Origin of the sequence: Blautia sp. OF09-25XD, from assembly GCF_003482095.1 — a bacterium.
GTDB lineage: Bacteria > Bacillota > Clostridia > Lachnospirales > Lachnospiraceae > Fusicatenibacter > Fusicatenibacter saccharivorans.
In genome coordinates, this window is sequence record NZ_QUMG01000001.1 from 297,072 (window position 1) to 322,440 (window position 25,369).

Annotated in this window: 27 protein-coding genes and 1 pseudogene; 24 read left to right on the top strand and 4 right to left on the bottom strand. The window is 49.3% G+C overall.

The features are described 5' to 3' along the window. Window positions 1-2 precede the first annotated feature (2 nt). Entirely contained in the window at window positions 3-1,091 is a 1,089-nt protein-coding gene (locus tag DXA93_RS01425; protein ID WP_118600634.1) for a ribonuclease H-like domain-containing protein, read from the bottom strand. Between the two features lie 172 nt (window positions 1,092-1,263). Here DXA93_RS01425 and ruvA point away from each other — a divergent pair, with 172 nt between their 5' ends. The 11 genes from ruvA (at window position 1,264) to DXA93_RS17925 (ending at window position 11,251) form a co-directional block, all read left to right on the top strand. Continuing rightward, the gene (gene ruvA / locus DXA93_RS01430) at window positions 1,264-1,878 is read left to right on the top strand and encodes a Holliday junction branch migration protein RuvA (protein ID WP_022461906.1); all 615 of its coding nucleotides are present in this window, start codon (window positions 1,264-1,266) and stop codon (window positions 1,876-1,878) included. Between the two features lie 40 nt (window positions 1,879-1,918). Continuing rightward, the gene (ruvB, locus tag DXA93_RS01435; RefSeq protein ID WP_022461905.1) at window positions 1,919-2,929 is read left to right on the top strand and encodes a Holliday junction branch migration DNA helicase RuvB; all 1,011 of its coding nucleotides are present in this window, start codon (window positions 1,919-1,921) and stop codon (window positions 2,927-2,929) included. 130 nt (window positions 2,930-3,059) lie between these two features. After that, the gene (gene zapA / locus DXA93_RS01440; RefSeq protein WP_055226374.1) at window positions 3,060-3,491 is read left to right on the top strand and encodes a cell division protein ZapA; all 432 of its coding nucleotides are present in this window, start codon (window positions 3,060-3,062) and stop codon (window positions 3,489-3,491) included. A 57-nt stretch (window positions 3,492-3,548) separates the two neighbouring features. Beyond that, complete coding sequence (locus DXA93_RS01445) at window positions 3,549-5,762, top strand: U32 family peptidase (RefSeq protein ID WP_117508998.1); 2,214 nt, start codon at window positions 3,549-3,551, stop codon at window positions 5,760-5,762. A gap of 26 nt (window positions 5,763-5,788) precedes the next feature. Beyond that, window positions 5,789-7,303, top strand: coding sequence for an FtsW/RodA/SpoVE family cell cycle protein (locus DXA93_RS01450; RefSeq protein WP_117508997.1), 1,515 nt, complete (start codon window positions 5,789-5,791; stop codon window positions 7,301-7,303). After that, window positions 7,251-8,717, top strand: a complete 1,467-nt coding sequence (locus DXA93_RS01455; protein ID WP_243109124.1) for a peptidoglycan D,D-transpeptidase FtsI family protein — start codon at window positions 7,251-7,253, stop codon at window positions 8,715-8,717. The genes DXA93_RS01450 and DXA93_RS01455 overlap by 53 nt, the downstream gene beginning before the upstream one ends. Window positions 8,718-8,921: 204 nt before the next feature. Then, window positions 8,922-9,398, top strand: a complete 477-nt coding sequence (locus DXA93_RS01460; RefSeq protein WP_117508996.1) for an NUDIX hydrolase — start codon at window positions 8,922-8,924, stop codon at window positions 9,396-9,398. Next, window positions 9,382-9,666, top strand: a complete 285-nt coding sequence (locus DXA93_RS01465) for a hypothetical protein (protein ID WP_119199120.1) — start codon at window positions 9,382-9,384, stop codon at window positions 9,664-9,666. The genes DXA93_RS01460 and DXA93_RS01465 overlap by 17 nt, the downstream gene beginning before the upstream one ends. Window positions 9,667-9,706: 40 nt before the next feature. Next, on the top strand, window positions 9,707-10,690 hold the full coding sequence (locus DXA93_RS01470) for a DUF2953 domain-containing protein (protein ID WP_119188461.1): 984 nt from the start codon (window positions 9,707-9,709) through the stop codon (window positions 10,688-10,690). Between the two features lie 3 nt (window positions 10,691-10,693). Beyond that, window positions 10,694-11,098: a GerW family sporulation protein gene (locus DXA93_RS01475; protein WP_119188460.1), complete on the top strand. Its 405-nt coding sequence runs from the start codon at window positions 10,694-10,696 to the stop codon at window positions 11,096-11,098. Window positions 11,099-11,104: 6 nt separating this feature from the next. Then, window positions 11,105-11,251: a hypothetical protein gene (locus DXA93_RS17925; protein WP_167622772.1), complete on the top strand. Its 147-nt coding sequence runs from the start codon at window positions 11,105-11,107 to the stop codon at window positions 11,249-11,251. 392 nt (window positions 11,252-11,643) lie between these two features. Here the strand turns inward: DXA93_RS17925 and rpmB are convergent, their stop codons facing one another. Continuing rightward, window positions 11,644-11,829: a 50S ribosomal protein L28 gene (gene rpmB, locus DXA93_RS01480; RefSeq protein ID WP_022461896.1), complete on the bottom strand. Its 186-nt coding sequence runs from the start codon at window positions 11,827-11,829 to the stop codon at window positions 11,644-11,646. 244 nt (window positions 11,830-12,073) lie between these two features. Between rpmB and DXA93_RS01485 the strand changes: the two genes are divergently transcribed. From DXA93_RS01485 to DXA93_RS01500, 4 genes and pseudogenes are all read left to right on the top strand, one after another. Continuing rightward, on the top strand, window positions 12,074-12,430 hold the full coding sequence (locus DXA93_RS01485) for an Asp23/Gls24 family envelope stress response protein (protein WP_022461895.1): 357 nt from the start codon (window positions 12,074-12,076) through the stop codon (window positions 12,428-12,430). Window positions 12,431-12,454: 24 nt separating this feature from the next. Continuing rightward, window positions 12,455-14,133, top strand: a pseudogene (locus tag DXA93_RS01490) (DAK2 domain-containing protein). 18 nt (window positions 14,134-14,151) lie between these two features. Continuing rightward, window positions 14,152-16,206, top strand: coding sequence for an ATP-dependent DNA helicase RecG (recG, locus tag DXA93_RS01495; RefSeq protein WP_119188459.1), 2,055 nt, complete (start codon window positions 14,152-14,154; stop codon window positions 16,204-16,206). Between the two features lie 263 nt (window positions 16,207-16,469). Next, window positions 16,470-16,988 (top strand): DUF6465 family protein, encoded by a 519-nt coding sequence (locus DXA93_RS01500; RefSeq protein ID WP_119188458.1) that lies wholly within the window; start codon window positions 16,470-16,472, stop codon window positions 16,986-16,988. A gap of 112 nt (window positions 16,989-17,100) precedes the next feature. Here the strand turns inward: DXA93_RS01500 and DXA93_RS01505 are convergent, their stop codons facing one another. Continuing rightward, entirely contained in the window at window positions 17,101-17,322 is a 222-nt protein-coding gene (locus DXA93_RS01505; protein ID WP_022461891.1) for an alpha/beta-type small acid-soluble spore protein, read from the bottom strand. A 296-nt stretch (window positions 17,323-17,618) separates the two neighbouring features. On the opposite strand from DXA93_RS01505, the gene DXA93_RS01515 reads away from it, so the two are divergent. From DXA93_RS01515 to DXA93_RS01530, 4 genes are read left to right on the top strand one after another with little or no spacing between them, the layout of a single operon-like run. Beyond that, complete coding sequence (locus tag DXA93_RS01515; protein WP_022461890.1) at window positions 17,619-18,020, top strand: methylglyoxal synthase; 402 nt, start codon at window positions 17,619-17,621, stop codon at window positions 18,018-18,020. Between the two features lie 40 nt (window positions 18,021-18,060). Next, window positions 18,061-18,639, top strand: coding sequence for a 16S rRNA (guanine(966)-N(2))-methyltransferase RsmD (rsmD, locus tag DXA93_RS01520; protein ID WP_022461889.1), 579 nt, complete (start codon window positions 18,061-18,063; stop codon window positions 18,637-18,639). Then, window positions 18,636-19,148, top strand: coding sequence for a pantetheine-phosphate adenylyltransferase (coaD, locus tag DXA93_RS01525; protein ID WP_055265195.1), 513 nt, complete (start codon window positions 18,636-18,638; stop codon window positions 19,146-19,148). Before rsmD ends, coaD begins: the two co-directional genes overlap by 4 nt. Window positions 19,149-19,159: 11 nt before the next feature. Next, a complete protein-coding gene (locus DXA93_RS01530) occupies window positions 19,160-19,783 on the top strand; it encodes a hypothetical protein (RefSeq protein WP_055265193.1) in 624 nt (207 codons plus the stop codon). On the opposite strand, the gene DXA93_RS01535 is transcribed toward DXA93_RS01530, so the two are convergent. Continuing rightward, on the bottom strand, window positions 19,757-20,707 hold the full coding sequence (locus DXA93_RS01535; RefSeq protein ID WP_117801039.1) for a nucleoside recognition domain-containing protein: 951 nt from the start codon (window positions 20,705-20,707) through the stop codon (window positions 19,757-19,759). The two genes, DXA93_RS01530 and DXA93_RS01535, sit on opposite strands and share 27 nt — an antisense overlap. Window positions 20,708-20,783: 76 nt before the next feature. On the opposite strand from DXA93_RS01535, the gene DXA93_RS19185 reads away from it, so the two are divergent. The 5 genes from DXA93_RS19185 (at window position 20,784) to DXA93_RS01555 (ending at window position 25,367) form a co-directional block, all read left to right on the top strand. Next, complete coding sequence (locus tag DXA93_RS19185; protein WP_330422288.1) at window positions 20,784-21,515, top strand: hypothetical protein; 732 nt, start codon at window positions 20,784-20,786, stop codon at window positions 21,513-21,515. Between the two features lie 50 nt (window positions 21,516-21,565). Then, on the top strand, window positions 21,566-22,243 hold the full coding sequence (locus DXA93_RS19190; protein WP_330426845.1) for a M20/M25/M40 family metallo-hydrolase: 678 nt from the start codon (window positions 21,566-21,568) through the stop codon (window positions 22,241-22,243). A gap of 158 nt (window positions 22,244-22,401) precedes the next feature. Then, complete coding sequence (locus DXA93_RS01545; RefSeq protein ID WP_055226364.1) at window positions 22,402-23,214, top strand: GTP pyrophosphokinase; 813 nt, start codon at window positions 22,402-22,404, stop codon at window positions 23,212-23,214. A gap of 24 nt (window positions 23,215-23,238) precedes the next feature. After that, window positions 23,239-24,612, top strand: a complete 1,374-nt coding sequence (locus DXA93_RS01550) for an RsmB/NOP family class I SAM-dependent RNA methyltransferase (RefSeq protein ID WP_118749875.1) — start codon at window positions 23,239-23,241, stop codon at window positions 24,610-24,612. Next, a complete protein-coding gene (locus DXA93_RS01555; RefSeq protein ID WP_055218018.1) occupies window positions 24,609-25,367 on the top strand; it encodes a pseudouridine synthase in 759 nt (252 codons plus the stop codon). Before DXA93_RS01550 ends, DXA93_RS01555 begins: the two co-directional genes overlap by 4 nt. The last annotated feature ends 2 nt before the right edge of the window (window positions 25,368-25,369 follow it).

Here is a 25,369-nt window from a genome sequence, read left to right on the forward strand (position 1 = left end):
TTTTATTTTCTGGTTTTGCTATCGTCTTTGAAAAAGAGCTGAAGCTCGGAACAGAGATACTCTTTCAGGAGATTTTCCTGCGAAAGAAAGGCATCGGACCACTCAAAATAGTAAGGGCGGCTTTTGAAATCCTCGCGGAAGGCCGGGGTGAAAAACTCTTTCTGCTGCGGAAGAAATGTACCGGTCCGCCGCTGATAGCAGTTGGCAGCCTTTGCTTTCTGACGGTGTTCCGGATCGACAAACGCGCCAACGCTCTTGTGAACAGCCTGATCCTCCAGCGGAAGATAATAGTAATTCTTATAGTCCGGGAAGAAATATTTCAGCTCCGCCGTATGCGTCTGCAGGGAGAGAGAAACCCGTGAACCAAAGGCTGTAAGAGAACCATCCGCGCAGACACGGGAGAGGAAAACCGGAACTTCCCGCTCGGGCTGCAGTGAAACTTCCAGTGTCTGTCCGGTAAAACGACACGACTGGACAGAAAAATCGCCGTGAAACAGGGCAGGAAGCGCGAGCAGTTCCAGAACAGAACCCATGCCGAGGACATCCTCATAATTGTGAAGGAAAAGCAGTTCCAGTTTCTTTTCATCCAGTGTCTGAAGATAGTCGTGGTAAACAGAAATCAACTGTTTTCCGTTAAGTTGATCCTTCCGTGGGAATGAGAGATACTGTTCCACATTTTTCTGTTTCATTGAAGAAAGTCCCAGGATTGACTGAAACGGGCGGAGTGCCTGATAAAGATCCAGGGATGCGATTGACGAAAGCGGATCTTCCATCTGATAAAACAGTGCTTTGTGTGTGAGGTAAGGAAGATCAAATGTCGTTCCATTAAAATGCACCAGCCGCTTCACGTCGGAAAGAAACGTGAAAAAAGAGACAAGCATCTCTTTTTCTTCGGTCGGTCGATCAAGAAACCACTGGCGCAGTGTGAAAGCATCCGCGGCCGGGTCAAAGAACAGCGCACCAATCAGATAGAGATGCGAGGTACGCCAGGAAAGGCCGGTCGTCTCAATATCGAAAAAGACATCGCCGTTTCTCAGATACATCTGAAGATTGGCAGAGAGAGCAGCGGGGGTAGAATCTATGATCTGCATAAGGTTTTTTGTCTCCTTTGAAAAACTTTTTTGAATCTAAAGATATTATAAGACGAAAAAATCTGACATGCAAGAAAGACAGCGACTAATCGTTGCGTGATGAGAAAAGTTCTGCTATAATAGAATGTGCGTTCGCTTTCGAAAAAAGAAAACGGCGCTTTGGAGGAAAAACATGATTGCATTTATCAAAGGAACTGTAGATTCTCTTTCGGAAGGAAAAATGATTCTCGAAAGCCATGGAATCGGCTATGAGCTGAATATTCCAGCGAGTATGTTCGACGCAGGCATCCGGGAGGGAGAAGAGTTAAAGATATATACCCATATGAGTGTGCGGGAAGACGGAATTTCCCTATTCGGCTTTCTGTCCCGTGAAGATCTTGAAATATACCGTATGCTGATCGGCGTAAGCGGCATCGGACCAAAAGCGGCGCTTGCGGTGCTGTCCACGCTTACTGCAGACAATCTGCGCTTTGCCGTCCTCTCGGAAGATGTCCAGGCGATTGCCAAAACACCGGGCATCGGAAAGAAGACCGCGCAGAAGCTGATTCTGGAATTAAAAGACAAATTCGACCTGCAGGAAGCGTTCGAGCAGAAGCTGGCAGGAAATCAGGCGGCTGCGGCGGTACGGCAGGCAGGCGAACCGGATGCCTTCCAGGATGCGGTACAGGCGCTGACTGCGCTTGGCTACTCCGGAACGGAAGCACTGCAGGCAGTAAAGAAAGTCGAAATCACCGAAGGCATGGACAGCGAGGCTGTGCTGAAAGCGGCATTGAAGCATATGTTTTAGCAGATGGTCCTAAATTGTGGAAGAAGGAAACCTTATAACGATGGAAAGAAGAATTATCACAACTGACGTTCTCGAGGAGGACGTGAAAATCGAAGGTTCGCTCCGTCCCCAGCACCTGGACGACTACATCGGACAGGAAAAGACGAAAAAGAACCTGAAAGTATATATTGAAGCAGCAAAACAGCGAAGTGATGTTCTCGATCATGTGCTGTTTTACGGCCCTCCGGGACTTGGAAAAACAACGCTGGCGGGCATCATTGCAAATGAGATGGGAACCCATATGAAGGTAACGAGCGGCCCGGCGATCGAAAAACCGGGTGAGATGGCAGCGATCCTCAACAATCTGCAGGAGGGCGACGTCCTGTTTGTTGATGAGATCCACCGCCTGAACCGCCAGGTCGAGGAGGTTCTTTACCCAGCGATGGAGGATTTTGCGATTGATATCATGATCGGAAAAGGCTCTTCGGCGCGCTCGATCCGCCTGGATCTGCCGAAGTTTACGCTGGTCGGCGCAACAACGCGTGCAGGTCTTTTGACTGCTCCGCTCCGCGATCGGTTCGGTGTCATCCACCATCTGGAATTTTACACGGAGGAAGAATTGGCCAACATTATCCTGCACTCCTCAAAAGTACTGAATGTGGAGGTGGACCCGCAGGGAGCGCTTGAGATGGCGCGCCGTTCCAGGGGAACACCGCGTCTGGCAAACCGGATTTTAAAGCGTGTCCGCGACTTTGCCCAGGTGAAATACGATGGAAGAATCACAAAAGAGGTCGCATCATTTGCTCTCGATCTGCTGGAAGTAGACCGTTACGGACTGGATCAGACTGACCGGCTGCTTCTTACCACCATTATGGAAAAGTTCCAGGGCGGTCCGGTGGGACTCGATACCCTGGCAGCATCAATTGGAGAAGATGCCGGAACCATCGAAGATGTCTACGAGCCGTTCCTGATCAAATCCGGATTTATCAACCGCACTCCGCGCGGAAGAGTGGCAACGGAATTTGCCTGGCACCACCTGGGGCTGGAGGCACCGCGTAAGATCGAAGAGTAAAAGCCCTGAATCTTTCATTTTCTGTCGCTTTTTGCAGAAAAAGGTTGTTTTTCTTCCATTTTCGGTATATGATAGGTTATATTAGCCGGAAGTTTGGTCCGGTTAAATTCAGTGGAGGAAAAGCAAAAGAATGGCTGTAAAAAATACAACACAGGTTTTAATAGATGGAAAAATTATCACACTGGGAGGCTATGAGAGCCCGGAATATCTGCAGAAAGTAGCTGCTTATCTGAATCAGAAGATCAGCGAACTTTCCCAGTCAGCCGGATACAACCGCCTGTCGGTGGATACGAAGCACACACTGCTTGCACTGAACATTGCAGACGACTATTTCAAAGCAAAAAGCCAGGTAGATACCCTCGAAGAGGATATGGAAGCCAAAGACCGGGAAACCTACGATATGAAGCACGATCTGATCGCAGCGGAAATCCAGGCCGGCGATCTGAAAAAAGAGCTGGAAGAGAAACGAATCGAGCTGGAACATGTGCGCGGCGAGATGGAAGAACTGCAGCGGCAGCTTGATAAGGCAAATAAGGATCTGGAAGATTTATTAAAAGCGTAAAAGAAGGAAAAACGGGGGATTGCGGAACAGGTAATCGCCCGTTTTTAGGAGATAAAGATGAAGACAGAATTATTAGCACCAGCCGGTTCGATGGAAGCGTTAAAAGCGGCGGTTTCCGCCGGTGCGGATGCCGTCTATCTCGGCGGAGCCGCATTCGGCGCAAGAGCGTATGCAAAAAATCTGGATGAGCAGGAGATTCTCTCAGCCATCGATTACGTCCATCTGCGGAACCGGAAACTGTATCTGACGGTCAACACCCTCTTAAAAGAGGAGGAACTGGAAGAGAAACTGTATCCGTATCTGCGTCCGTACTATGAGCAGGGACTGGATGCCGTGATTGTCCAGGATATGGGCGTTTTAAAGGCGGTCCGCTCCTGGTTCCCGGATCTCGACATTCATGCGAGCACACAGATGACAGTGACAGGATCTGCGGGAGCGCGTTTCCTGGAGAGCCTTGGCGCGACGCGTGTGGTACCAGCCCGTGAGCTTTCGTTTGCGGAGATCCAGAAAATCCACCGGACGACCAACCTTGAAATTGAATGCTTCGTCCACGGGGCGCTCTGCTACTGCTATTCGGGACAGTGCCTTTTTTCCAGCCTGATCGGCGGGAGAAGCGGAAACCGCGGAAGATGCGCGCAGCCGTGCCGTCTGCCGTACGAAGCGTACGATAAAGACAACCACCGCATGGGGGAGCCGGGCGACCGCTATCCGTTAAGCCCGAAGGATATGTGTACGGTAGAACTGCTGCCGGAGATTGTAAAATCCGGGATTATGTCCCTCAAAATCGAAGGCAGAATGAAAAAGCCGGAGTATACAGCGGGCGTTGTCAGCATTTACCGCAAATACCTCGATCTGTACGAAAAAAAGCCGTCCCGTTTCCACGTTCTGCCGGAGGACATGAAAAAGCTGTATGAGCTGTATAACCGTGACGGTTTCAACAAAAGCTATTATACCGTAAGAAACGGACGCGATATGATGGCGCTGAAGAACGAAAAAGAGCAGGAAAATAAAAAGAAACAGCGCAGAAATGAGCAGCTCTTTTATGAGATCCAGAGAGATTATATCGAGACTGAGGCAAAAGAGCCGATTTCCGGCTTTCTGACCCTGTATCCGGGCCAGCCGGCGTTCTTAAGTGCAGAAAGCGGAAAATACAGCGTAACAGCAGAGGCGGGCATGGTAGAACCGGCAAAGAAGCAGCCGCTGACAGAGGAACGCGTAAAAACACAGCTGGAAAAGACAGGCGAGACACCATTCTATTTCAAAGAACTCGATGTCTGTATGGATGACAACTGTTTCGTGCCGATGCAGACGTTAAACGAGCTGCGGAGAGGCGTTTCGGACCAGCTGGTGAAAGAGATGACAGAGCCATACCGCAGAAAAGCAGCGGAAAAGCCGGAACAGGAAGCAAAAGCATCTGGAAAACCGGACCAGGAGAACAGGGCAGAAAAGAAAATGGAGCTGACCGCATCTGCCGAGACGAGAGCCCAGTGGAATGCGCTGCTCGAGATTCCGGAGATCACGACGATCTACGCCGGCATGGGATGCTTCAAACGGGAAATCTTCGAAGAACAGGCGGAAAAAGGAATCCTGCAGGCGAAAGAACTGGGAAAACAGGTTTATCTGATGCTGCCGCACGTTGTGCGTGAAGGCGATCTGAAGGAATACCGCGACACGTTCCGCTGTCTGAAGGAGATCGGTCTTGGCGGTTTCCTGATCCGCAATCTCGAAAGCTTTTCATTTTTGAAAGAGATGGGAATGGAAAAGGATATCCGGCTCGATTACAGCGTTTACACGTACAACAGCCGTGCGCAGGCATTCTGGCAGGAGCAGGGCGTGCAGCGTGATACCGTTCCGTATGAGCTGAACGAGCGGGAAATCGGAAAACGTGACAATACGAACAGCGAAATGGTGGTCTACGGCTACCTTCCGATGATGGTTTCCGCCCAGTGTGTCCAGAAGAACCTGAACGGCTGCAATCACAGTTATTCTCTGGTACGCTTAAAAGACCGGATGGGAAAATACTTCCCGGTGAAGAGTTACTGCACCTCGTGCTACAGTGTGATCTACAACAGCCTTCCGCTCGGCCTGGTAAAAGAAGCCGATGAGATCCGGTCCATGCATCCGGCTGCGGTGCGGCTGAATTTTACCATCGAGACACTGGAGGAGACAAAAGAAATCGCCGCTGCGTTTGCTGGAACGTACTGTAAAGGAATCGCAGTTCCGGCCGAACAGGAATATACCAAAGGCCATTTCCGCCGGAAAGTAGAGTAAACGGTGAGAAAAAATAAGGGGAATTTATGGAAAATACCATTGTTCAGTTATCAAAATATGTGATTACCTTCCTCATGATCTGTTTTACCGTGCAGTCGTTTGCTGCACTCAAAGAGCGGGATGAGGATGAGCGCCATTACATTCTGATGCGGCAGATCATCATGATCATTCTGATGAATTTCATCTGTTTCTTCGTGATGTTCCTGCAGGAAGGCGAAGTATCAACGATTCAGATGTTTCTGCTCACGATGGCGTATATCCTGGGCGTACAGATCCTGTACCGCCTGATTTACCGGAAGGCATCGATGATCCTGGTAAACAACATGTGTATGCTGCTCTCGATCAGCATGATTATTCTGACGAGACTGAGCGTGTCAAAGGCGATGTCCCAGTACAAAATTCTGGCGGCATCCACACTGCTCTGCTTCATCATTCCGGTCATTGTCCGAAAGGGCAAGTTTCTGAAAAATCTGACCTGGATTTACGCTGTGCTCGGAATTGCTATGCTTTCCGTCGTTATGGTGCTTGGCTTTACTTCCGGCGGTGCGAAGCTGTCGATCGAAATCCACGGCATTACGTTCCAGCTCTCCGAGATTGCCAAGATCACACTCGTGTTCTTTATGGCAGGCATGCTGCGCGAGGATAATTCCTTTGGAAACGTTGTGAAAGCAACGGTCGTTGCGGCAGTTCATGTGCTGATCCTTGTTGCATCCACCGACCTTGGAACTGCGTTCGTCTTCTTTATGGCGTACGTGGTTGTAATCTATGTGGCAACGAGAAAAGCCAGATATCCGCTTTTGGGACTTGCGGGAATGAGTGCCGCCTGCGTTGTGGCGTATTTCCTGTTTTCCCATGTACGGAACCGTGTGGCACTCTGGCAGGATCCGATCGGAAACTGGGATATCAGCAGCCAGTTAGCACAGGGACTCTTCGGCATGTGCTCCGGCGGATGGTTCGGAACCGGCCTTTTCGAGGGACGGCCTGACATTATCCCGGTTGCAACGAAAGACTTTATTTTCTGTGCGATCTGTGAGGAGATGGGCATTATCTTCGGAATCTGCCTGATTCTGCTGTGCATGTCCACATTCCTTCTGATTATCAATATTTCCATGAAGATGAGCAAACGGTTCTACAAACTGATTGCCATGGGTCTTGGAACGGAATATGCGACACAGGTGTTCCTCACCATCGGAGGAACCATTAAATTTATTCCTATGACAGGTATCACGCTGCCGCTGGTCAGCTATGGAGGAAGCTCTATGTTCTCCACGGTGCTGATGCTGTCGATCATTCAGGGATTGTACATCTTAAGGGAAGACGAAGGTGAGGAGCTTGAGAAAAGACAAAACAAGAAGAAACGAAACCAGCAGAAAAACGACCCAGGCGCCAAGAAAAAACGACGCCCGGACGAAGAGACCGAAAGACGAAAGAAGAGCGGCAGCCGGAACGACGGACAGGGAACCCGCCAGAAGTACCGCGAGCAGCCGGATGAATTCGAACGGCGGATCGAAGAGCAGACCGAGAACAGCCTCCACTGGTAAGGCGGCAAACAACGGCGCAGGGCCGTATCTGATCGTTTCGTTCCTGTTCGTGGCCATGTTTCTTGGGCTGATCGCGTATCTCGTTTACTTTAATGCCGTGCGGAAAGAAGAATTTCTGAATAGTTCTTACAATACGAGACAGAATAACTATGCAGAGCGCGTGATCCGCGGAACAATCTATTCTGCGGACGGCCAGGAACTGGCAAAGACGACGACAGATGAAAACGGGGATGAGGTAAGAACGTATCCGTTCGGCAGCCTGTTTGCGCAGGTGGTTGGCTACACGGGAAAAGGAAACAGCGGCCTCGAATCTTCCTACAACTATATGCTGATGGAGTCCCATACAAGTAAGTTAAAGCAGGTAAAGAATGAATTCAGCGATGCGAAGAACCCGGGAGACAGTCTCTATACAACGCTGAATACAACACTCCAGCAGGCCGCGGCCGATGCACTGGACGGATACCGCGGTGCAGTTGTCGTGCTGGAGGCAAAAACGGGCCGTGTACTTGCCAATGTGAGCAATCCGGTTTTTAATCCTAATACGATTGATGAGGACTGGGAGGCACTGAACGCAGACGATGAGAGCGGCGTGTTTCTGAACCGCGGTCTGCAGGGAAGATATCCGCCGGGATCTACGTTCAAGATTGTTACTTCGCTTGCGTATCTCCGTCAGAACGGCACACTGGACGGTTTTTCGTTCGACTGTGACGGTGAGCTGACAGCAGGAAACTATACGATTCACTGCTCCGGCGGTGAAGTGCATGGACCGGAAGATTTTGCAGGTGCGTTTGCACATTCGTGCAACTCTGCCTTTGCACAGATTGGCCTTGGGCTGGATAAAGATGCCTTCCGCTCGCTGGCGGATTCCCTGTATCTGAACAGCCGTCTGGATCTGGAGCTTCCGACCAGCAAAAGTTCTTTCGACCTTGATTCGACAACGGCGGATGCTCTTGTGATGCAGACCTCCATTGGCCAGGGTGATACGCTGGTAACACCGATGGAGATGGCACTGATCGCCTCCGCGGTTGCAAATGACGGAGAAATGATCAAACCGCGTTATGTGGACAACATTGTGTCTGCGGACGGACAGGCAGTCAAAACCTTTTACAAAGAGTCTCTTGGCACGGTAATGTCCGAGAGCGAAGCCAATACGCTGACAGAGCTGATGAAAGGCGTTGTCCAGAGCGGAACTGCAGTTTCACTTTCGGATCTGCCGTACAATATCGCCGGTAAAACAGGAACCGCAGAACACGGAAGCGACGGAGAGACACCGCATTCCTGGTTTGTCGGATTCTCCAATGCGGATGATCCTGATATTGTCATTGCTGTTGTGGCAGAAAACGGCGGATATTCGAGTGAAGTCGCTGTACCGATTGCGAGACAGGTAATTGAAGCATATTATGCACAGCAGTAAACGATGAAAAAAACGCGTTCGAACCGGAAAGGATGGGTTCGGGCGCGTTTTCTGAATTTTTAGAAAAATGTTAGAAAAAGGATGCGGTTTTAAGGTTGCGCGGGGGCGGGAAAAGAGGTATACTTTTTAACAGAAGATCTGGCGGCAAGCGGGAAGAAAAGAGCTGTCAGGGAATGGAAAAAAGCCAGAAGGAGCTTAAAACGTATGATCGAAGCAGTAAGCTGCGGAGGTATCGTAATCTACCGTGGAAAAATATTGACGCTTTACAAAAGCTACCGTAACAAATATGAAGGCTGGGTTCTGCCGAAAGGAACCGTTGAGCCGGGAGAAACCCATGAACAGACCGCTGTCCGCGAGGTATATGAGGAGTCCGGCGTGCACGGAACCATCATCAAGTACGTGGGAAAAAGCCAGTACAGCTTCAGCATTCCGGAGGACACCGTGGAAAAAGAGGTGCACTGGTATCTGATGGTCTCATCCGGCTACTACAGCCGTCCACAGAGAGAAGAATACTTTGTGGATTCGGGCTATTACAAGTATCACGAAGCATATCATCTGCTGAAGTTTTCCAATGAACGGCAGATTCTGGAAAAGGCCTATCAGGAGTATCTGGAACTGAAGAGAGCAAATTTATGGAAGGTTCAGCCACAGGCTCAGGGAAAATATGGTAAACTGGTATAAAAATCTGTACGTCGGGGATACTGCAAAAAAGAAACAGAAAAAATGGATGCGCCGGATTGAGAACAAAAAAGCAGTTCCGGGAGTCTGGCTCCTCACACTGCCTTCCAATCAGCAGAACAATCTGGATGTAATTCCGGCGGATCTGCTTTTGCAGCCGGCCGTGCGGAGAAACTGTCCGATGATTGTCGGACTTGCCGTGTCGCGCGAGGAAGCTTTTGAGCTTGTGGAGCGATCGCATTGGAAACTTATCGGGAAACCGGAGAAGTAAAAATCCGGGAATGGCTGCTGAACCGGATTGAGGGATGTGAATGATACATATACTATTCATGATTTTGAAGGCACTGGGGATTTTACTCCTTGTTTTACTGTTTCTCGTGCTTCTTATCGTCTGCACCGTCCTGTTTCTTCCTTTTTGCTACCGGGCGCAGGTTCTGAAAGAAGAAGAGGGATTTGCCTGCGTAAAAGCGAGCGGAAGAGTATCGTGGCTTTTCGGAGCTGTCGCGCTGACGGCCTCGTATGAGGAACAGAAGCCGGAGGCGCAGATTCTGCTTTTCGGGGCATCACTGGAAACATGGAAACGGCGGCTGAAAAAGATCCGCCGGGGAGAAGCGTCCGTGCCCCGGACGGAGGAAAATGAGACAGAAAATGCGCCGGAAGCAGAAAAAACAGCAGAGCAGAAAGCACCGGACCAGAAAGAAAAGCAGCAGAAGGTGACAGCACAGAAGGAGCAGCCAGAGCAAGAGCAGGAACCGGATGCGCCGAAAAAAAGCATTCTGGAACGGTTTTTCGGAAGGATCGAATATCTTCCGGAAAAACTGCTGAATCTTGCCAGCCGTCTGCTGCAGACAGCTTTCCGGCTGTTGGAACTTCCGTTCCGTCTGCTTGAAAAACTGGAGCAGAAAATCCAGGCAGGCAGACGGTTAAAAAGAAAGTGGGAGAGTGTGAAAAAATTCTTCCGTTCGAAGATGTTCCGTGAGGCACTGCTCCATGCAAAGAAAGAAGTGCTTTATTTCCTGAAGAAAGCAGCACCGAAAAAAGTAACCGGCACAGTCCGGTTCGGATTTGACGATCCGGCACTGACCGGAGAGACACTCGGCATTCTGGGTATGATTTATGGAAAACTGCCGAAAGACCTTTCCATCCAGCCGGATTTCGAACAGGAAATTCTCCGGGGCGATGTCCGGATGAAAGGAAGTTTTCAGGCTGTGACAGCAGCCGGCATTGCACTTCGATTATTCCGGGATCAGAATCTTCGGAAAACCATACGACATTTCAAACACAAGGAGGCCTAAAAGATGGCAGAAAAGGACAACACATTTCAGAATACCGTAGAAGCACTGTTCCGCGGAATGGACAGCTTTATCACAACAAAGACGGTCGTAGGTGAGGCGATCCACATTGAGGATACGATTCTTCTGCCGCTGGTAGACGTTTCCTTCGGCGTGGGAGCGGGTGCATTCGCAGAAAATGCAAAGAACAATGCAGGAGGCGGTATGGGCGGAAAAATTTCTCCGAGCGCCGTTCTTGTCATCAGCAAAAACGGAACGCGTCTGGTCAACATCAAAAACCAGGATGCTGTCACCAAAATCATTGACATGGCTCCGGATCTGATCAGCCGCTTTACCGGCAAAAAGGAAGAGGAAGGGTATACCGCAGAGAAAGTAGAGCATATAATAAACCAAGAGGCGGATAAGGAGTAAGCTCGTTTGTGCAGAATTTTAGGTTTTCTGCTGTTCTGGATGGGGGTCGGGCTTCTCATCAGCCTGATGATCCGCAGCTCATTTCTTACGGTTCTTGCGGCCGCTTTGCTGCTGTGCGTGGGATATCATCTGTTCTGCAATACAGGGGAATAGTGAAAAATACACAAAAAGATCGGAAATGAACTGGCTGATTTGTACAGAGAAATACTTGCAAAATGAAGAAGCTGCGCTATAATAAGTCCATCTTAAATGAATCAGCCAACTATACTAATATCATAGATCAAGACGAGGGCGTCTTACCAGAACGAAAGTTTCGGTAGGATGCTCTTTTTCTTTTGCTAAGCATATGGATCGTTGGCAGGTTCAGCTTAAGAGACCACGCTATTTTTTTCTCCCTTTTAAAATATAAAAAATAGAGCACAACAGGGCATAAGCGAAAACTTATGTCCTGTTTGCTCTTCCCAGAACTTTTTTTAAAATCTTAATTCTATTTTTGAACAGCAAAAAAGCCTTCCCGGACTGGAAAGGCCTTTTAACCATTCAACTTATGCACGCTCTACTTTTCCGGATCTTAAGCAGGAAGTACATACGTACATTTTCTGCGGTACACCGTCAACTTTAACTTTGACAGATTTTACGTTAGATTTCCACATTTTATTGCTTCTTCTATGTGAATGACTTACGTTGTTTCCGAAATGAGCACCCTTCTCACAAATTGCACACTTTGCCATGATTGCACCTCCTTGACATACGTACTTGAGTCAAAACGCATTTTAGACTCACAACATAAGTCATTCTAACAGATCTATACCGGTTTTGCAAGTAAAAAATGAAAAAATTATATGAATTTTGAAGGTTTTTCATTTTAAACTTTCTTTTTTGCGGAAAAGCGGTTATAATGTATCGTAGAGTGGAGTCAGTTATTCCTGTCTCCATGTGTTTTGAATAGTATGATGGAATTGGAGGATACAAGGCATGAAAGGTCGTATGAATACAGGCTTGGGAGAAATCGTAATCAATCCGGATGTAATCGCCCTGTATGCGGGCAGCGTTGCTGTGGAGTGCTTCGGCATTGTCGGAATGGCAGCGGTAAACATGAAAGATGGACTGGTCAAACTTCTGAAAAAAGAGAGTCTGACACACGGAATTAATGTATCGATTTCGGAAAATAAAATTTCCCTGGATTTCCACGTGATTGTTTCTTACGGAGTCAGTATTTCTGCCGTAACAGATAACCTGATCAATAATGTGAAATACAAGGTGGAAGAGTTCACCGGAATGGAAATTGAAAAAATCAACATCCTGGTTGAAGGCGTTCGCGTCATCGACTGATGGTAATAGGAGGAAATGAAGAAAGTGGCTACAAATACAATTGATGCCGGCTTACTGGCAAAAATGTTTCTGGCTGGTGCAAAAAATCTGGAAGTAAAGAAAGAGTGGATCAATGAGCTGAACGTGTTCCCGGTACCGGACGGCGACACAGGTACCAACATGACGCTGACGATCATGTCCGCAGTCAAGGAAGTAAACTCGCTCACAGAAGTGAACATGTACAACCTTTCCAAGGCAATCTCTTCCGGTTCTCTGCGCGGTGCCAGAGGTAACTCTGGCGTTATTCTTTCCCAGCTCCTTCGTGGCTTTACCAAGAAGATCCGCGACTATCAAGAGCTGAATGCAGAGATTCTTGCAGAGGCAATGGAAAAAGCAGTCGAGACTGCATACAAAGCCGTTATGAAGCCAAAAGAAGGTACCATCCTGACCGTGGCAAAGGGAGCAGCAGAGAAAGCAGCAGAGCTTGCACCGGAAAGCGAAGATCTGAACGCATTCATCGAGGACGTTCTCGCGCATGCAGAGTACGTGCTCTCCCAGACACCAGAGATGCTGCCGGTATTAAAAGAGGCAGGCGTTGTGGATTCCGGCGGACAGGGTCTCTTAACCGTACTGCAGGGCGCATATGACGCGTTCCTCGGGAAAGAGATTGATCTGAATTTCGAGATGCCGGAAGCAAAGACAGAATTTGTCAGACCGTCCAAAGAGACAGAAAAAGAAATCAAATTCGGCTACTGTACCGAGTTTATCATTATGCTGGAAAACCCGCTTCCGGATGAAGAGGTTTATGCATTCAAAGATTTCCTGAACGGAATCGGAGATTCGATCGTTCTCGTTGCAGACGATGAGCTGGTTAAGGTACACGTACATACCAACGATCCTGGAAAAGCAATTTCCAAGGCGCTGACGTACGGACAGCTGACCAGAATGAAGATCGACAACATGCGTGAGGAGCATCAGGAGCGCCTGATCAAGAACGCAGAAAAGATCGCAGCACAGCAGGCAGAGGAAGATAAGAAGAGAAAAGAAGCAGCAAAACAGCCGCCGAAGGAGAACGGATTCATCGCCGTGTCCATCGGAGAGGGAATCAAAGAGATCTTCCAGGGACTCGGTGTTGATTACTTGATCGAGGGCGGTCAGACCATGAACCCGAGCACCGAGGATATGCTGACTGCAATTGAGAAGGTCAATGCAAAGAATATCTTTATTCTGCCGAACAACAAAAATATCATCCTCGCAGCAAATCAGGCAAAAGCCATGACTGAGGACAAAAATATCATCGTTGTTCCGACCAAAACCGTTCCGCAGGGCATCACAGCCATGATCAGCTATGTGCCGGAGAAATCTGCAGAAGAGAACGAGGAGGCCATGACAGAGGGCATCCAGATGGTGAAAACCGGTCAGGTAACGTACGCGGTACGTGATACCCACATCGATGAGAAAGAGATCCATCAGGGCGACATCATGGGACTTGGCGATCACGGACTTCTCGCTGTCGGACAGGATATTCTTACCGTTGCAGAAGAAACCATCCGCGCCATGGTCGATGAGGACAGCGAGCTGATCAGCATCTACTACGGTGAAGATATGAGTGAGGAAGATGCCGAAAGCCTTGGCGAAAAAATCGAGCAGGCATATCCGGACTGCGATGTGGAAGTAAACTATGGCGGACAGCGATTTACTACTGTGTCGTTTCGGTTGAATAAGAGTAAGGAAAGAAAAATATGAATACGGAACCCCTGACAACACTGAAGGGGATCGGTGAAAAAACGGAGAAGCTGTTTGCAAAAATAGGAATCTACAATTTGCAGCAGCTTCTGCATTATTATCCAAGAGATTATGACTGCTATGCAGAGCCGGTTCCCCTTCGCGAATGCAGACAAGAGGAAAAGAATGCGGTATACGGAAGAATTGTCCACAGTCCGTCGGTAAAAGGAAACCAGAGAAAGAGCGTCGTTGTCCTGGAACTCTACGAGGAGCCGGTGCGGCTGCAGCTTACCTGGTTTAATATGCCGTTTCTGCGGAGCACGCTGAAGAAAGGCAGTGTTTTTATCTTCCGCGGAAAGATACAGGAAAAATCAGGCCGTCTCGTGATGGAGCAGCCGGAAATCTTCACTCCTGCCGCATACCATGAGCTTCTGGCAAGTCTTCAGCCGGTTTATGGACTGACAGCCGGTCTCACGAACAAGATGGTGAGCAAGGCCGTCGCACAGGTGCTGGAACGATGCGCACCTGCGCAGGACTATCTGCCGGAAAAAATCCGTGCCCGGTATGAACTCTGTGAAATCAATTATGCCCTCCATGAGGTTCATTTTCCAAAAGACCAGGAGCATCTGAAAACGGCGCGGCGCAGAATTGTGTTCGAAGAGTTTTTTCTCTTCATCCTGTCCCTGCGGCAGTTAAAAGAGCAGACGGAGGGAATTACCAATGCGTTCCCGATCCGCGCCGTCTGGAAGACGGAGGAAGTCATCGAAAATATGCCGTACCGTCTCACGAATGCACAGATGCGTGTGTGGGGTGAACTGGAGCGGGACTTAAAAGGTCATACCCGCATGGCGCGGCTGGTACAGGGAGATGTCGGAAGCGGAAAGACGATTCTGGCATTCCTTGCAATGATTATGACAGCTGAGAACGGCTACCAGTCGGCGCTGATGGTTCCGACGGAGGTTCTGGCGCGGCAGCATTATGAATCGCTCTGCACTCTGTTGAAAGAAAACAATCTGACGGAATACAATCCCCGCCTTCTGACTGGATCCACGAAAGCAAAAGAACGCCGGGAAATCTATGCCAGTCTGGAAGACGGAAGCTGCAAAATGGTGATCGGCACACATGCACTGATTCAGGAAAAGGTACAGTACAAAAATCTGGCGCTTGTCATCACAGACGAACAGCACCGCTTCGGTGTCCGGCAGAGAACGGCACTTGCTGAAAAAGGGGAACCGCCGAATGTTCTCGTTATGAGTGCAACGCCGATTCCAAGAACCCTGGCTATCATTCTGTACGGAGATCTTTCGATTTCTGTGATTGATGAACTTCCGGCGAAGCGTCTGCCGATCAAAAACTGTGTGGTGGATACGTCTTACCGTCCAAAAGCTTACCGCTTTATCACGCGTCAGGTCGAACTGGGCCGTCAGGCGTATGTGATCTGCCCGATGGTGGAGGAGAGCGAGGGTCTGGAAGCGGAAAACGTCACCGACTATACACAGCTCCTGAAAAAAGAGCTGCCGGGCATCACAGTAGAGATGCTGCACGGACAGATGAAGGCGGCGCAGAAAAACGAGATCATGGAGCGGTTCGCCAGCGGAGAAATCCAGGTACTCGTCTCGACGACAGTCGTGGAGGTCGGTGTCAACGTGCCGAATGCGACGGTGATGATGGTGGAAAATGCCGAACGGTTCGGCCTTGCGCAACTCCATCAGCTCCGCGGACGTGTCGGAAGAGGAGAGCATCAGTCCTACTGTATTTTCATCCGCGGAAACAAAGATCAGGAGACCGCCAAACGTCTGGAAATCCTGAACCATTCGAACGACGGGTTTTATATTGCTTCGGAAGATTTGAAACTGCGCGGCAGCGGCGATCTGCTGGGAACGCGCCAGAGCGGGGATATGGAATTCCGGATGGCAGATATTTTCCGGGATGCCGATATCCTGCAGAAAGCGAGTGAGGCGGCTTCAGAACTGCTTGCCGACGATCCTTATTTTGAAAAACCGGAGCATGAACTGCTGAAAAAGGTAATGAAATCGTATCTTGATCTGGAAAACCACGACATTGGATTGTGAAAAGTTACAAAAAAATCCGGCTTTAAAATGCAAAATCGGATAAAAATAACAGCCTGATTGGATAGTATGGAAAATGACTGTACAATTTCGTGGAAAATTCGTGCGAAATCAGATATTACTTGAAATGACAAAAAAAATCATGTATCATAAACAAGGAATCAAAAAATGTGCGGACCGTGAGTGTCAAGCGTTCGCCTGAATGATAGTTCGCAGGACGGCTCTTCCAAAATATACAGGGCCGGTCCAAATGGGAGGAAACAGATATGGTAAAGAAAAAACCAGCTGCCCAGGCTAAGACAGCAGAGAACGAGACAGTAAAAGTAGAGACCAAAGCAGCAGAAAAAACAACCGCAGCAGAGAAAGAAACTGTAAAAGAAGTTGCAAAAGAAGTTGTAAAGGAAACTGCAGCAGCAGAGGAAGCACCTGCAAAAGCAGAAGAAAAACCGGCAGCAAAAGCTGCAAAAACAACCCGCACAACAGCAAAGAAAACAACGACAAAGAAAGCGGCTGCACCGAAAAAACCAGCAGCAGTGAAAAAGCCGGCAGAGAAAAAAGCACCTGCAAAAGCAGCAAAGAAAGAAGCGGAGCAGGAGATGATTCTGCAGTTCGGCGGAAGAGAAATCAAGGAGAAAGATCTGTACGAGAGAATCCAGCAGATCTGGATCGAAGGATATGGCAAGAAAGCAGAGGAATTAAAGAGCCTGAAGGTTTATGTAAAACCGGAGGAATTTACTGCTTACTACGTAATCAATGATGATGTAACCGGAAGCATTGATCTGTAAGTATTATGTACCAGCTCTGCAGGAGCAAGAAAAAAGCGTGAGCTTTTCCGAAAAGAAAAGAGCTCACGCTTTTTGATGCCTGTTCCGGCATCAGGATGTTATACCGGGATGATTAGTACTGGCCAGAAGAACCGCCGGACATCTGGCGTTCCTGCTGCTCAATCATCTTTTTGACCATATAACCTCCGACAGAACCATTCTGTTTGGAAGTCAGGTTACCGTTGTAGCCATCACTGAGCGGCACGCCGAGTTCGCTTGCCACCTCAAATTTGAATTTGTCCAGAGCGCCTTTTGCTTCTGGTACTGCTGCGGTATTCGATGAACGATTCGCCATGTTCATTCCCTCCTTTATCTTTGTGCTTGTTAAAAGCTGCTGTGAAGCAGATCCGGATGTGTTTTTCATCTGTTCTGCTACGGTCATAGTATGTGGAAAGAAAACAAAAATAAACTTCCAGATTCTGTATTTTTTCCGGAAAAGCGGAGAAAGTAAAAGAAGAAGGAAAAATGGAACGGCAGAAAAAAATATAAAAACTGTGTAAAAAATTCACAAAAAGAATTGCGTATTGAAAATAAATTTGTTATAATTGCTGTACATGGTAGTAAAAACAGGAGAAGGGGCGGTTTGCAGTAATGAATATTGGAATCATAGCACACAACAGCAAGAAGAGTCTGATCGAGGATTTCTGTATTGCATACAAGGGAATCCTCATGAAACATGAGGTGTACGCCACCGGAACCACCGGACGGCGGATTGAAGAGGTGACGAACCTTCATGTACACAAGTTTCTGCCTGGAAGCGTAGGCGGAGACAAACAGTTTACCGAGATGATTGAACGCGGCGATATGGATATGGTAATTTTCTTTTACAATCCGACGATGATCAATCCGAAAGAGCCGGATGTCTACAAAATTATCCGTACCTGCGACCAGTACAATATCCCGATTGCAACAAATATCGGAACCGCGGAGTCTCTGATTTTGGGACTTGCAAGAGGAGATCTGGACTGGAGAGAGCAGTTGAAAGCCGACTGATCCATCAAACAAAAACAGTAAGGACGAAAATAAGACCAACATGAGAGTAATAGCAGGAAAATGCCGGAGTCTTCCATTAAAGACGGTTCCCGGCAGACAGACCCGGCCGACGACGGACCGGATCAAAGAAACCTTATTTAATATGCTTCAGCCGTATCTGCCGGATGCGCGTTTTCTCGATCTGTTCGCCGGAAGCGGGGCGATCGGAATCGAGGCGTTGAGCCGCGGCGCCGAGCGCGCGTGGTTCGTAGAGCAGAACAAAGCTGCAGCAGACTGTATCCGGCAGAATTTAAAATTTACGAAGCTGGAACAGCAGGCAGTGCTCCTGCCCATGGAAGCGCATGCAGCTCTGCAGTCGCTTCAGGGACAGGAGCCTTTTGACTGCATTTTTATGGACCCGCCATACGATAAGGGACTGGAAAAGGACGTGCTGTATGCGTTCCGCGACGCCTCTTTTATCGGTGAGGATACCTTAATTATTGTAGAAGCATCGCTGAATACTGATTTCGACTGGGCGGAGGATGCCGGATACGAAATTCTGAAGAAAAAAATCTATAAGACAAATGTCCATGTATTCCTTACCCCGAAAAGCAAACACGAAGGAGTAAAAGAATCATGAAGACAGCCGTATACCCGGGAACTTTTGACCCTGTAACGTATGGTCATCTGGATGTTATCTTGCGTGCATCCAAGCTTTTTGACCGCGTAATCGTGGGAGTTTTACATAATTCCTCAAAATCTCCGTTGTTTTCTGTGGAAGAACGTGTTAATATACTAAAGAAAGCGACCCAGGACATTCCAAATGTCGAAGTCCGTTCTTTCAGCGGGCTCGCTGTTGATTTTGCGAAGGAATGCCAGGCGCATACGATCGTCCGCGGACTCCGCGCGATCACAGACTTTGAATATGAACTGCAGATGGCACAGACGAACCGCGTTCTGGAACCGGAAGTAGATACCACGTTTCTGATTACCTCGCTGGAGTATGCGTACCTCAGCTCCACGGTAGTAAAAGAAGTAGCTGCTTTTGGCGGCGACATTCACAAATTTGTTCCGGATTTTGTGGAAAAAGAAATCCGCGCAAAGTATGCCGCCCGAAATTCAGAAGGAATGCCGCAGGATAAAAGATAAGGAGAATTAAAATGAGCAGCAGAATTGAACAGATCATCGAAGAAATTGAGGAGTATGTAGAGAGCTGTAAATATCAGCCGCTGTCTACCACCAAAATCGTTGTAAATAAAGAAGAATTAGAAGAGCTTCTCCGTGAGCTCCGTCTGAAAACACCGGACGAGATCAAACGGTACCAGAAGATCATCAGCAACAAAGATGCGATTCTGGCAGATGCACAGAACAAGGCAGATGCCATCATTGCAGAGGCACAGGCAAAGGCAAGAGAGATGGTAGAGCAGAGTGAAGTGATGCAGTCAGCATACGCACAGGCAAATGAGACCGTCAACAATGCAAACCAGCAGGCACAGGAAATCCTGGATGCTGCAACCAACGATGCCAACAGCATCCGTCTCGGTGCCATCGGATATACCGATGATATGCTTGCCAACTTAAGCAATATTATGACGACTGCATTAAACGATGCAGGAGAGAAATACAACAGCTTTGTAGAATCCCTGACAAGCTGCTACAATACCGTTGTTCAGAACAGAAGTGAGCTCTCCCCGCAGGGTGCTCCGGAAGAAGAGCAGCCAGAGGAAGAAGTTGTCGTACCGGAATATGATCCGGCATCAGAAGAGGAAAGCGAAGAGGAATAAACCAAGCGTTCCTGCGAAAGCAGCACAGCAGAGCTTCCCGGCAAGATAAGGCCAGAGGGGCAGACCGCTGTTATGGATCATACAGTTTGTCTGGGCAGCGACAGAGAGACCGCCGAAGGCGGCGCAGGTAAGGACAGCAGAGACTTTTCCGGCGTAAGGAAGAGAGGACGCGGCAAGCTGTGCGATTCCCGTCGTGATTTCCAGCACGCCGCAGAGCAGGGGCGAGGCGGAACCAAACGGATGCAGATCCATCAGAAGTCCGGACAGAATGGAAAACAGGATGATGTATCCGCCAAGCTGTGTAATGATTTCAAATCCGTTCATGATAGAGGTGTCCAGCAGGTTTCCTTTGGAAGTCTGTTTTGACATCTCTTTTTTTTCCACGGAATGTGTCCGATGGGCGGTGTGCCGGTGCAGGCGGAAGCGGCGGAAAACAAGCCGGAACAGAAAACCAGTTAGAAAATTGGAACCGTAGAGCACGCCGAAGACGAACCCGGGATGGATCTGTCCGGAAAACGCAGTTAAGATAACATAGGAAGACAGAAAAGCAGGACTCGGACTGCTGCAGAAGGTTAAAAGATAGCACGCTTCGTTCCGGTCAATTTCTTCTGCCTCATAGAGCTGGGCAGTGATGCGCGCTCCCATGGGAAAACCGCAGAAAAGACCGAGAAAAAGTGCATAAAACCCAGCCGGGGAAAGACCGAAAACCGTTTGAAAAAAAACTTCTGCACGGGCAGAGATCCGCCGCGCGGCTCCTGTTTCCAGAAGAAGAGATGTCAGAATCAGAAACGGCAGAAGTGACGGAAGAATGGTATGAAACCAGAGATTGACACCCTCGCAGGCATAGAAAAAAGTCCGCGCGGGAAAGATAAGAAGACAGAAAAAAAGAAGCAGGGAAGAGAGAAATAAAAGTGATTTTTTCATGACGTTCGAACCTCCTCCCGCTTTCTAAAATAGAGTATGATGAAGCTTTGAAAAAAAGAAGATGGGAGAAGAAAAAATGAGCGTATTAGCAGGATTAAAACCGGAACGGGTATTTTATTATTTTGAAGAGCTCTGCCGCATTCCGCACGGCTCCGGAAACACAAAAGAAGTGAGCGACTATCTGGTTCAGTTTGCAAGGGACCATGAATTATCCTGGTATCAGGATGCGTCCAACAACGTGGTCATCCGCCGCCCGGCATCGAAGGGATGTGAATTGGCTCCGACCGTGATTCTGCAGGGCCACTGCGATATGGTCTGCGAGAAGAAGCCGGGCAGCAGCCACGATTTTACGAAGGACGGCCTTGAGCTTCACATCGACGGCGATGAGATTTATGCCAGGGACACGACGCTTGGCGGAGACGACGGAATTGCCGTTGCCTATATGCTGGCTGTGCTGGAATCGGATGATCTGCAGCTTCCGGCCATCGAGGCACTGATTACGACGGATGAAGAGATCGGACTGCTCGGCGCAGCAGCATTAAACGGGAATGAGTTAAAGGGAAGAACACTGTTAAATATGGATTCTGAAGAGGAAGGCATTCTCACCGTATCGTGCGCAGGCGGTATGACAGCCATGATGGATCTGCCGGTGCGCAGAAGCGAAGTGATGGGTGAGCAGATGGAAGTGACGATTTCCGGTCTTGCCGGTGGCCATTCCGGTACGGAAATCCACAAAAACCGTGCCAACTCCAACATTCTGGCGGGCCGTTTCCTGTACGAACTGGCAGGAAAGATGGATTATGCCTGATCGAGCTGGAGGGCGGTTTAAAAGACAACGCCATTCCGCGGACAACCCGCATGCTTCTTGCCATCGACGGCGGAGAGAAAGAGATCTTAAAAGAGGAAGCATCACGCTTCACCGAAAATCTTTGCAGAGAGTACAGCGGAACAGATGACGGTATTACCGTTACGGTAGAGAAAACAGGCGAGGGCGCTGCACCGGCGCTTCATCCGGTCAGCCTGCAGAAAACCGTCTTTTTCCTGATGAATCTTCCGAACGGGGTACAGAAGATGAGCGGCCAGATCCCGGGACTGGTGGAAACATCCCTGAACCTCGGTATTCTGAAATTAGAGCCGGATCACCTGCATGCGTGTGCAAGTGTGCGGAGCTCCGTGGGAAGTGCAAAAGAAGCCCTTTCCGACAAGCTGGAGTATCTGATCGGTTTCCTGGGCGGTGAGTTCCACGTAGAGGGCGCGTACCCGGCATGGGAGTATAAAGAGGATTCTGCCCTCCGCGATCTGATGGTGGCGGAATATGAAGCCATGTATGGACAGAAACCGGCAGTGGAAGCGATTCATGCCGGACTGGAATGCGGTCTGTTCTATGAAAAGCTTTCCGGTCTTGACTGTGTATCTTTCGGCCCGAACATGAAAGCAATCCACACGACCGAGGAGCGGCTTTCGATTTCCTCCGTGGAGAGAACGTATCAGTACCTGTGCCGCGTTCTGGAGCAGCTTTCGAAACGGCAGGCATAAAAAACTGCCCGTGTCTATTTCAAAAAAGTTTCTGAAAAACAGTCATAAAACAGAAAAGACAGGCATAAAGTAACAGGGTGGGGATTGAATTTCCAAAACGTTTACCATCCGATAAGAAAAATGGCTGAAAGCAGGAGCAAAAAAGGAGATTAGGGGACATGGATATACTGTTATGGCATGAGATTCTGGAACCATACGAGCTGGCTGTCAAGGAATTACAGGTGAAATTCCGGCATCTGATCAAGGAGCACCACGGAAAAGGGCTGTACTCACCGATCGAGAGCGTGAGCGGCCGTGTGAAGAGTGTTTCCAGTATTCTGGAAAAAATGCAGAGAAAGGGCATTGTGCCCGAAGAGATGGAGGAGCAGGTGGAGGATATCGCGGGCATCCGCATCATCTGCCAGTTCGTTGAAGATATCGAAAAGGTTGCCGACCTGATCCAGAAGCGGTCGGATATTGAGATTAAGAGCGAGAAAGACTACATCCGCCACATGAAGGACAGCGGTTACCGGAGCTATCACCTCATTGTTTACTATACCGTGGAGACGATGAACGGCCCGAAGCGCATCCAGGTGGAAATCCAGATCCGCACGATGGCGATGGATTTCTGGGCGACGATTGAGCACTCGCTGCAGTACAAATATAAGGCAAACATTCCGGATCACATCCGGGAGCGCTTAAGCGCAGCTGCAAAGGCGATTATTGTGCTGGATAATGAGATGTCCTCTGTGCGGAGTGAGATTATGGATGCACAGAATTCCTCCCAGATGCAGCGGAATCTGATCACGGATATCCTGAATAATATCGAGAATCTTTACAAGGTGACGAACAAACGCGAAGTAGAAAAAATTCAGGATGAGTTTTATCACATCTATGCGCAGAACGATCTGCAGGAGTTAAAACGGTTCCACAAAGAACTGGATCTGATTGCAGAGGGATACCGCGCACAGGCAATTACAGACGAACTTTAGAACAAAAGGGGATAAACGGATATGATCACACTGCCGGAAGCCTTTGAGCAGGAGATGAAACAGCTGCTCGGTGAGGAAGAATATGAGGCATACCGCAAGACATTTGACGAGGCGGTACATAGAGGACTGCGGGTAAACAACGGAAAAATTTCGACAGAAGAGTTTCTTAGGCGGACCGATATTCCGCTTAAGAAGGTTCCGTGGATCCCAAATGGATTTTATTACGATGAAGAGAGCTGCAATCCGGCAAAGGATGCCGATTACTATGCGGGCCTGTATTATCTGCAGGAGCCGAGTGCGATGACACCGGCATCCCGCCTTCCAATTGAGCCGGATGACCGTGTGCTCGATCTCTGTGCGGCACCGGGCGGAAAGGCAACGGAGCTGGGAAGCCGGATCGGTGAGGGCGGCATGCTGCTGGCAAACGATATCAGCAATTCGCGGGCGAAGGCGCTGCTGCGCAACCTGGAAATCCAGGGAGTGGGACGTCTTCTCGTGACGAGCGAGGATCCGGAAAAACTAGTAACCTTGTATCCGGCCTTTTTTGACAAGATCCTTCTTGACGCGCCGTGCTCTGGGGAGGGCATGTTCCGAAAAGAGAGCTCAATGCTGCGCTACTACAGTGAAAATGGGCCGGAGCATTATGTGCCGATCCAGAAAAAACTGATCGAGCAGGCGTATCAGATGCTTGCAGAGGGCGGAGAGCTGCTGTACTCTACCTGTACGTTTTCTGTAAAGGAGAACGAAGAGGTCATCGCAGGGCTGCTGGATGCGCATCCGGATATGGAAGTGCAGGAAATTACCCCGGGTTACGAAGGGTTTGCGCCGGGAGTATCCGTGAATGGCCGTGATCTTTCCCGGTGCGTTCATATTTTCCCGCAGCGGATGGAGGGAGAAGGCCATTTCGTGGCGCTCCTGAAAAAGCAGGGAGAGAGCCGGAAACGGCAGCCGTCCCGCCTTTTGGAAACGACAAAGAAGCTGCCGAAAGAGGCGGAAGAGTTTCTTGCTGGCGTGCGCATGGACTGGAAGAATGGTTCGTTTGCCCTTGTGAAAGACCAGCTCTATTTTCTGCCGGAAGGTGTCTGTGCGGCAAAGGGTCTGCGCTATCTGCGGACCGGACTTTCGCTTGGCACCGTAAAGAAAAACCGCTTCGAGCCGTCCCAGGCGCTGGCGGCGTATCTGAAAAAAGAAGAATACGTTTCGTGTTTGACCATTCCCAAGGGAGATGACCGTGTCATGCGCTACTTAAAGGGTGAGACACTCTCGTTTTCAGAGGAAGAGTGTCAGGGGAAAAAGGGCTGGGTGCTTGTGTGCCTGGATGATTTCCCACTTGGCTGGGGAAAAATAAACAACGGAACGTTAAAGAATAAATATTATGCAGGATGGCGGATGGTATGAGTAAATTACGACTCGATAAATATCTGGCGGACATGGGTGTGGGAACACGCCAGGAAGTAAAGGCCCTGATCCGGAAGGGACGGGTGGCCGTAGACGGAATTACGGCAAAAGCCCCGGAACTGAAAGTCGACCCGGATGAAGCGCAGGTGACTGTGGACGGAAACAGCATTTCCTATGTGAAAATGGAATACTGGATGCTCCACAAACCGGCGGGTGTCGTCTCTGCGACGGAGGACCGCCGTGACCGGACCGTACTCGATCTTTTAAGTGATGCGGCAAGAAAAGACCTCTTTCCGGTCGGACGGCTCGACAAGGACACCGAAGGGCTGCTGCTGATTACGAACGACGGAGCCCTTTCCCACCGGCTGCTCTCTCCGAAATCGCATGTCTCGAAAGTGTATGAGGCCGTGATTGACGGAAAAGTGACAGAAGAAGATCGGCAGGCATTTGCCGAAGGGCTCGACATTGGGGACGACAAACCGACACTTCCGGCCGAGCTTACCATTCTGGAAACGACAGAAAAAGAGCCTGGCATTTTTGAAAGCCGGATCCGCATTACCATCTGTGAGGGCCGCTTCCACCAGATCAAGCGCATGTTTGAGAAGGTCGGAAAAACGGTCGTCTATTTGAAACGGCTGTCGATGGGGAGCCTGAAACTTGATCCGGCGCTGCCAAAGGGCAGTGCCCGTCTCCTGACGCAGGAAGAAAAAGCGGCGCTTGGCATAGCGGACGCCGAAACACAGAAAGGAAAGTAAAG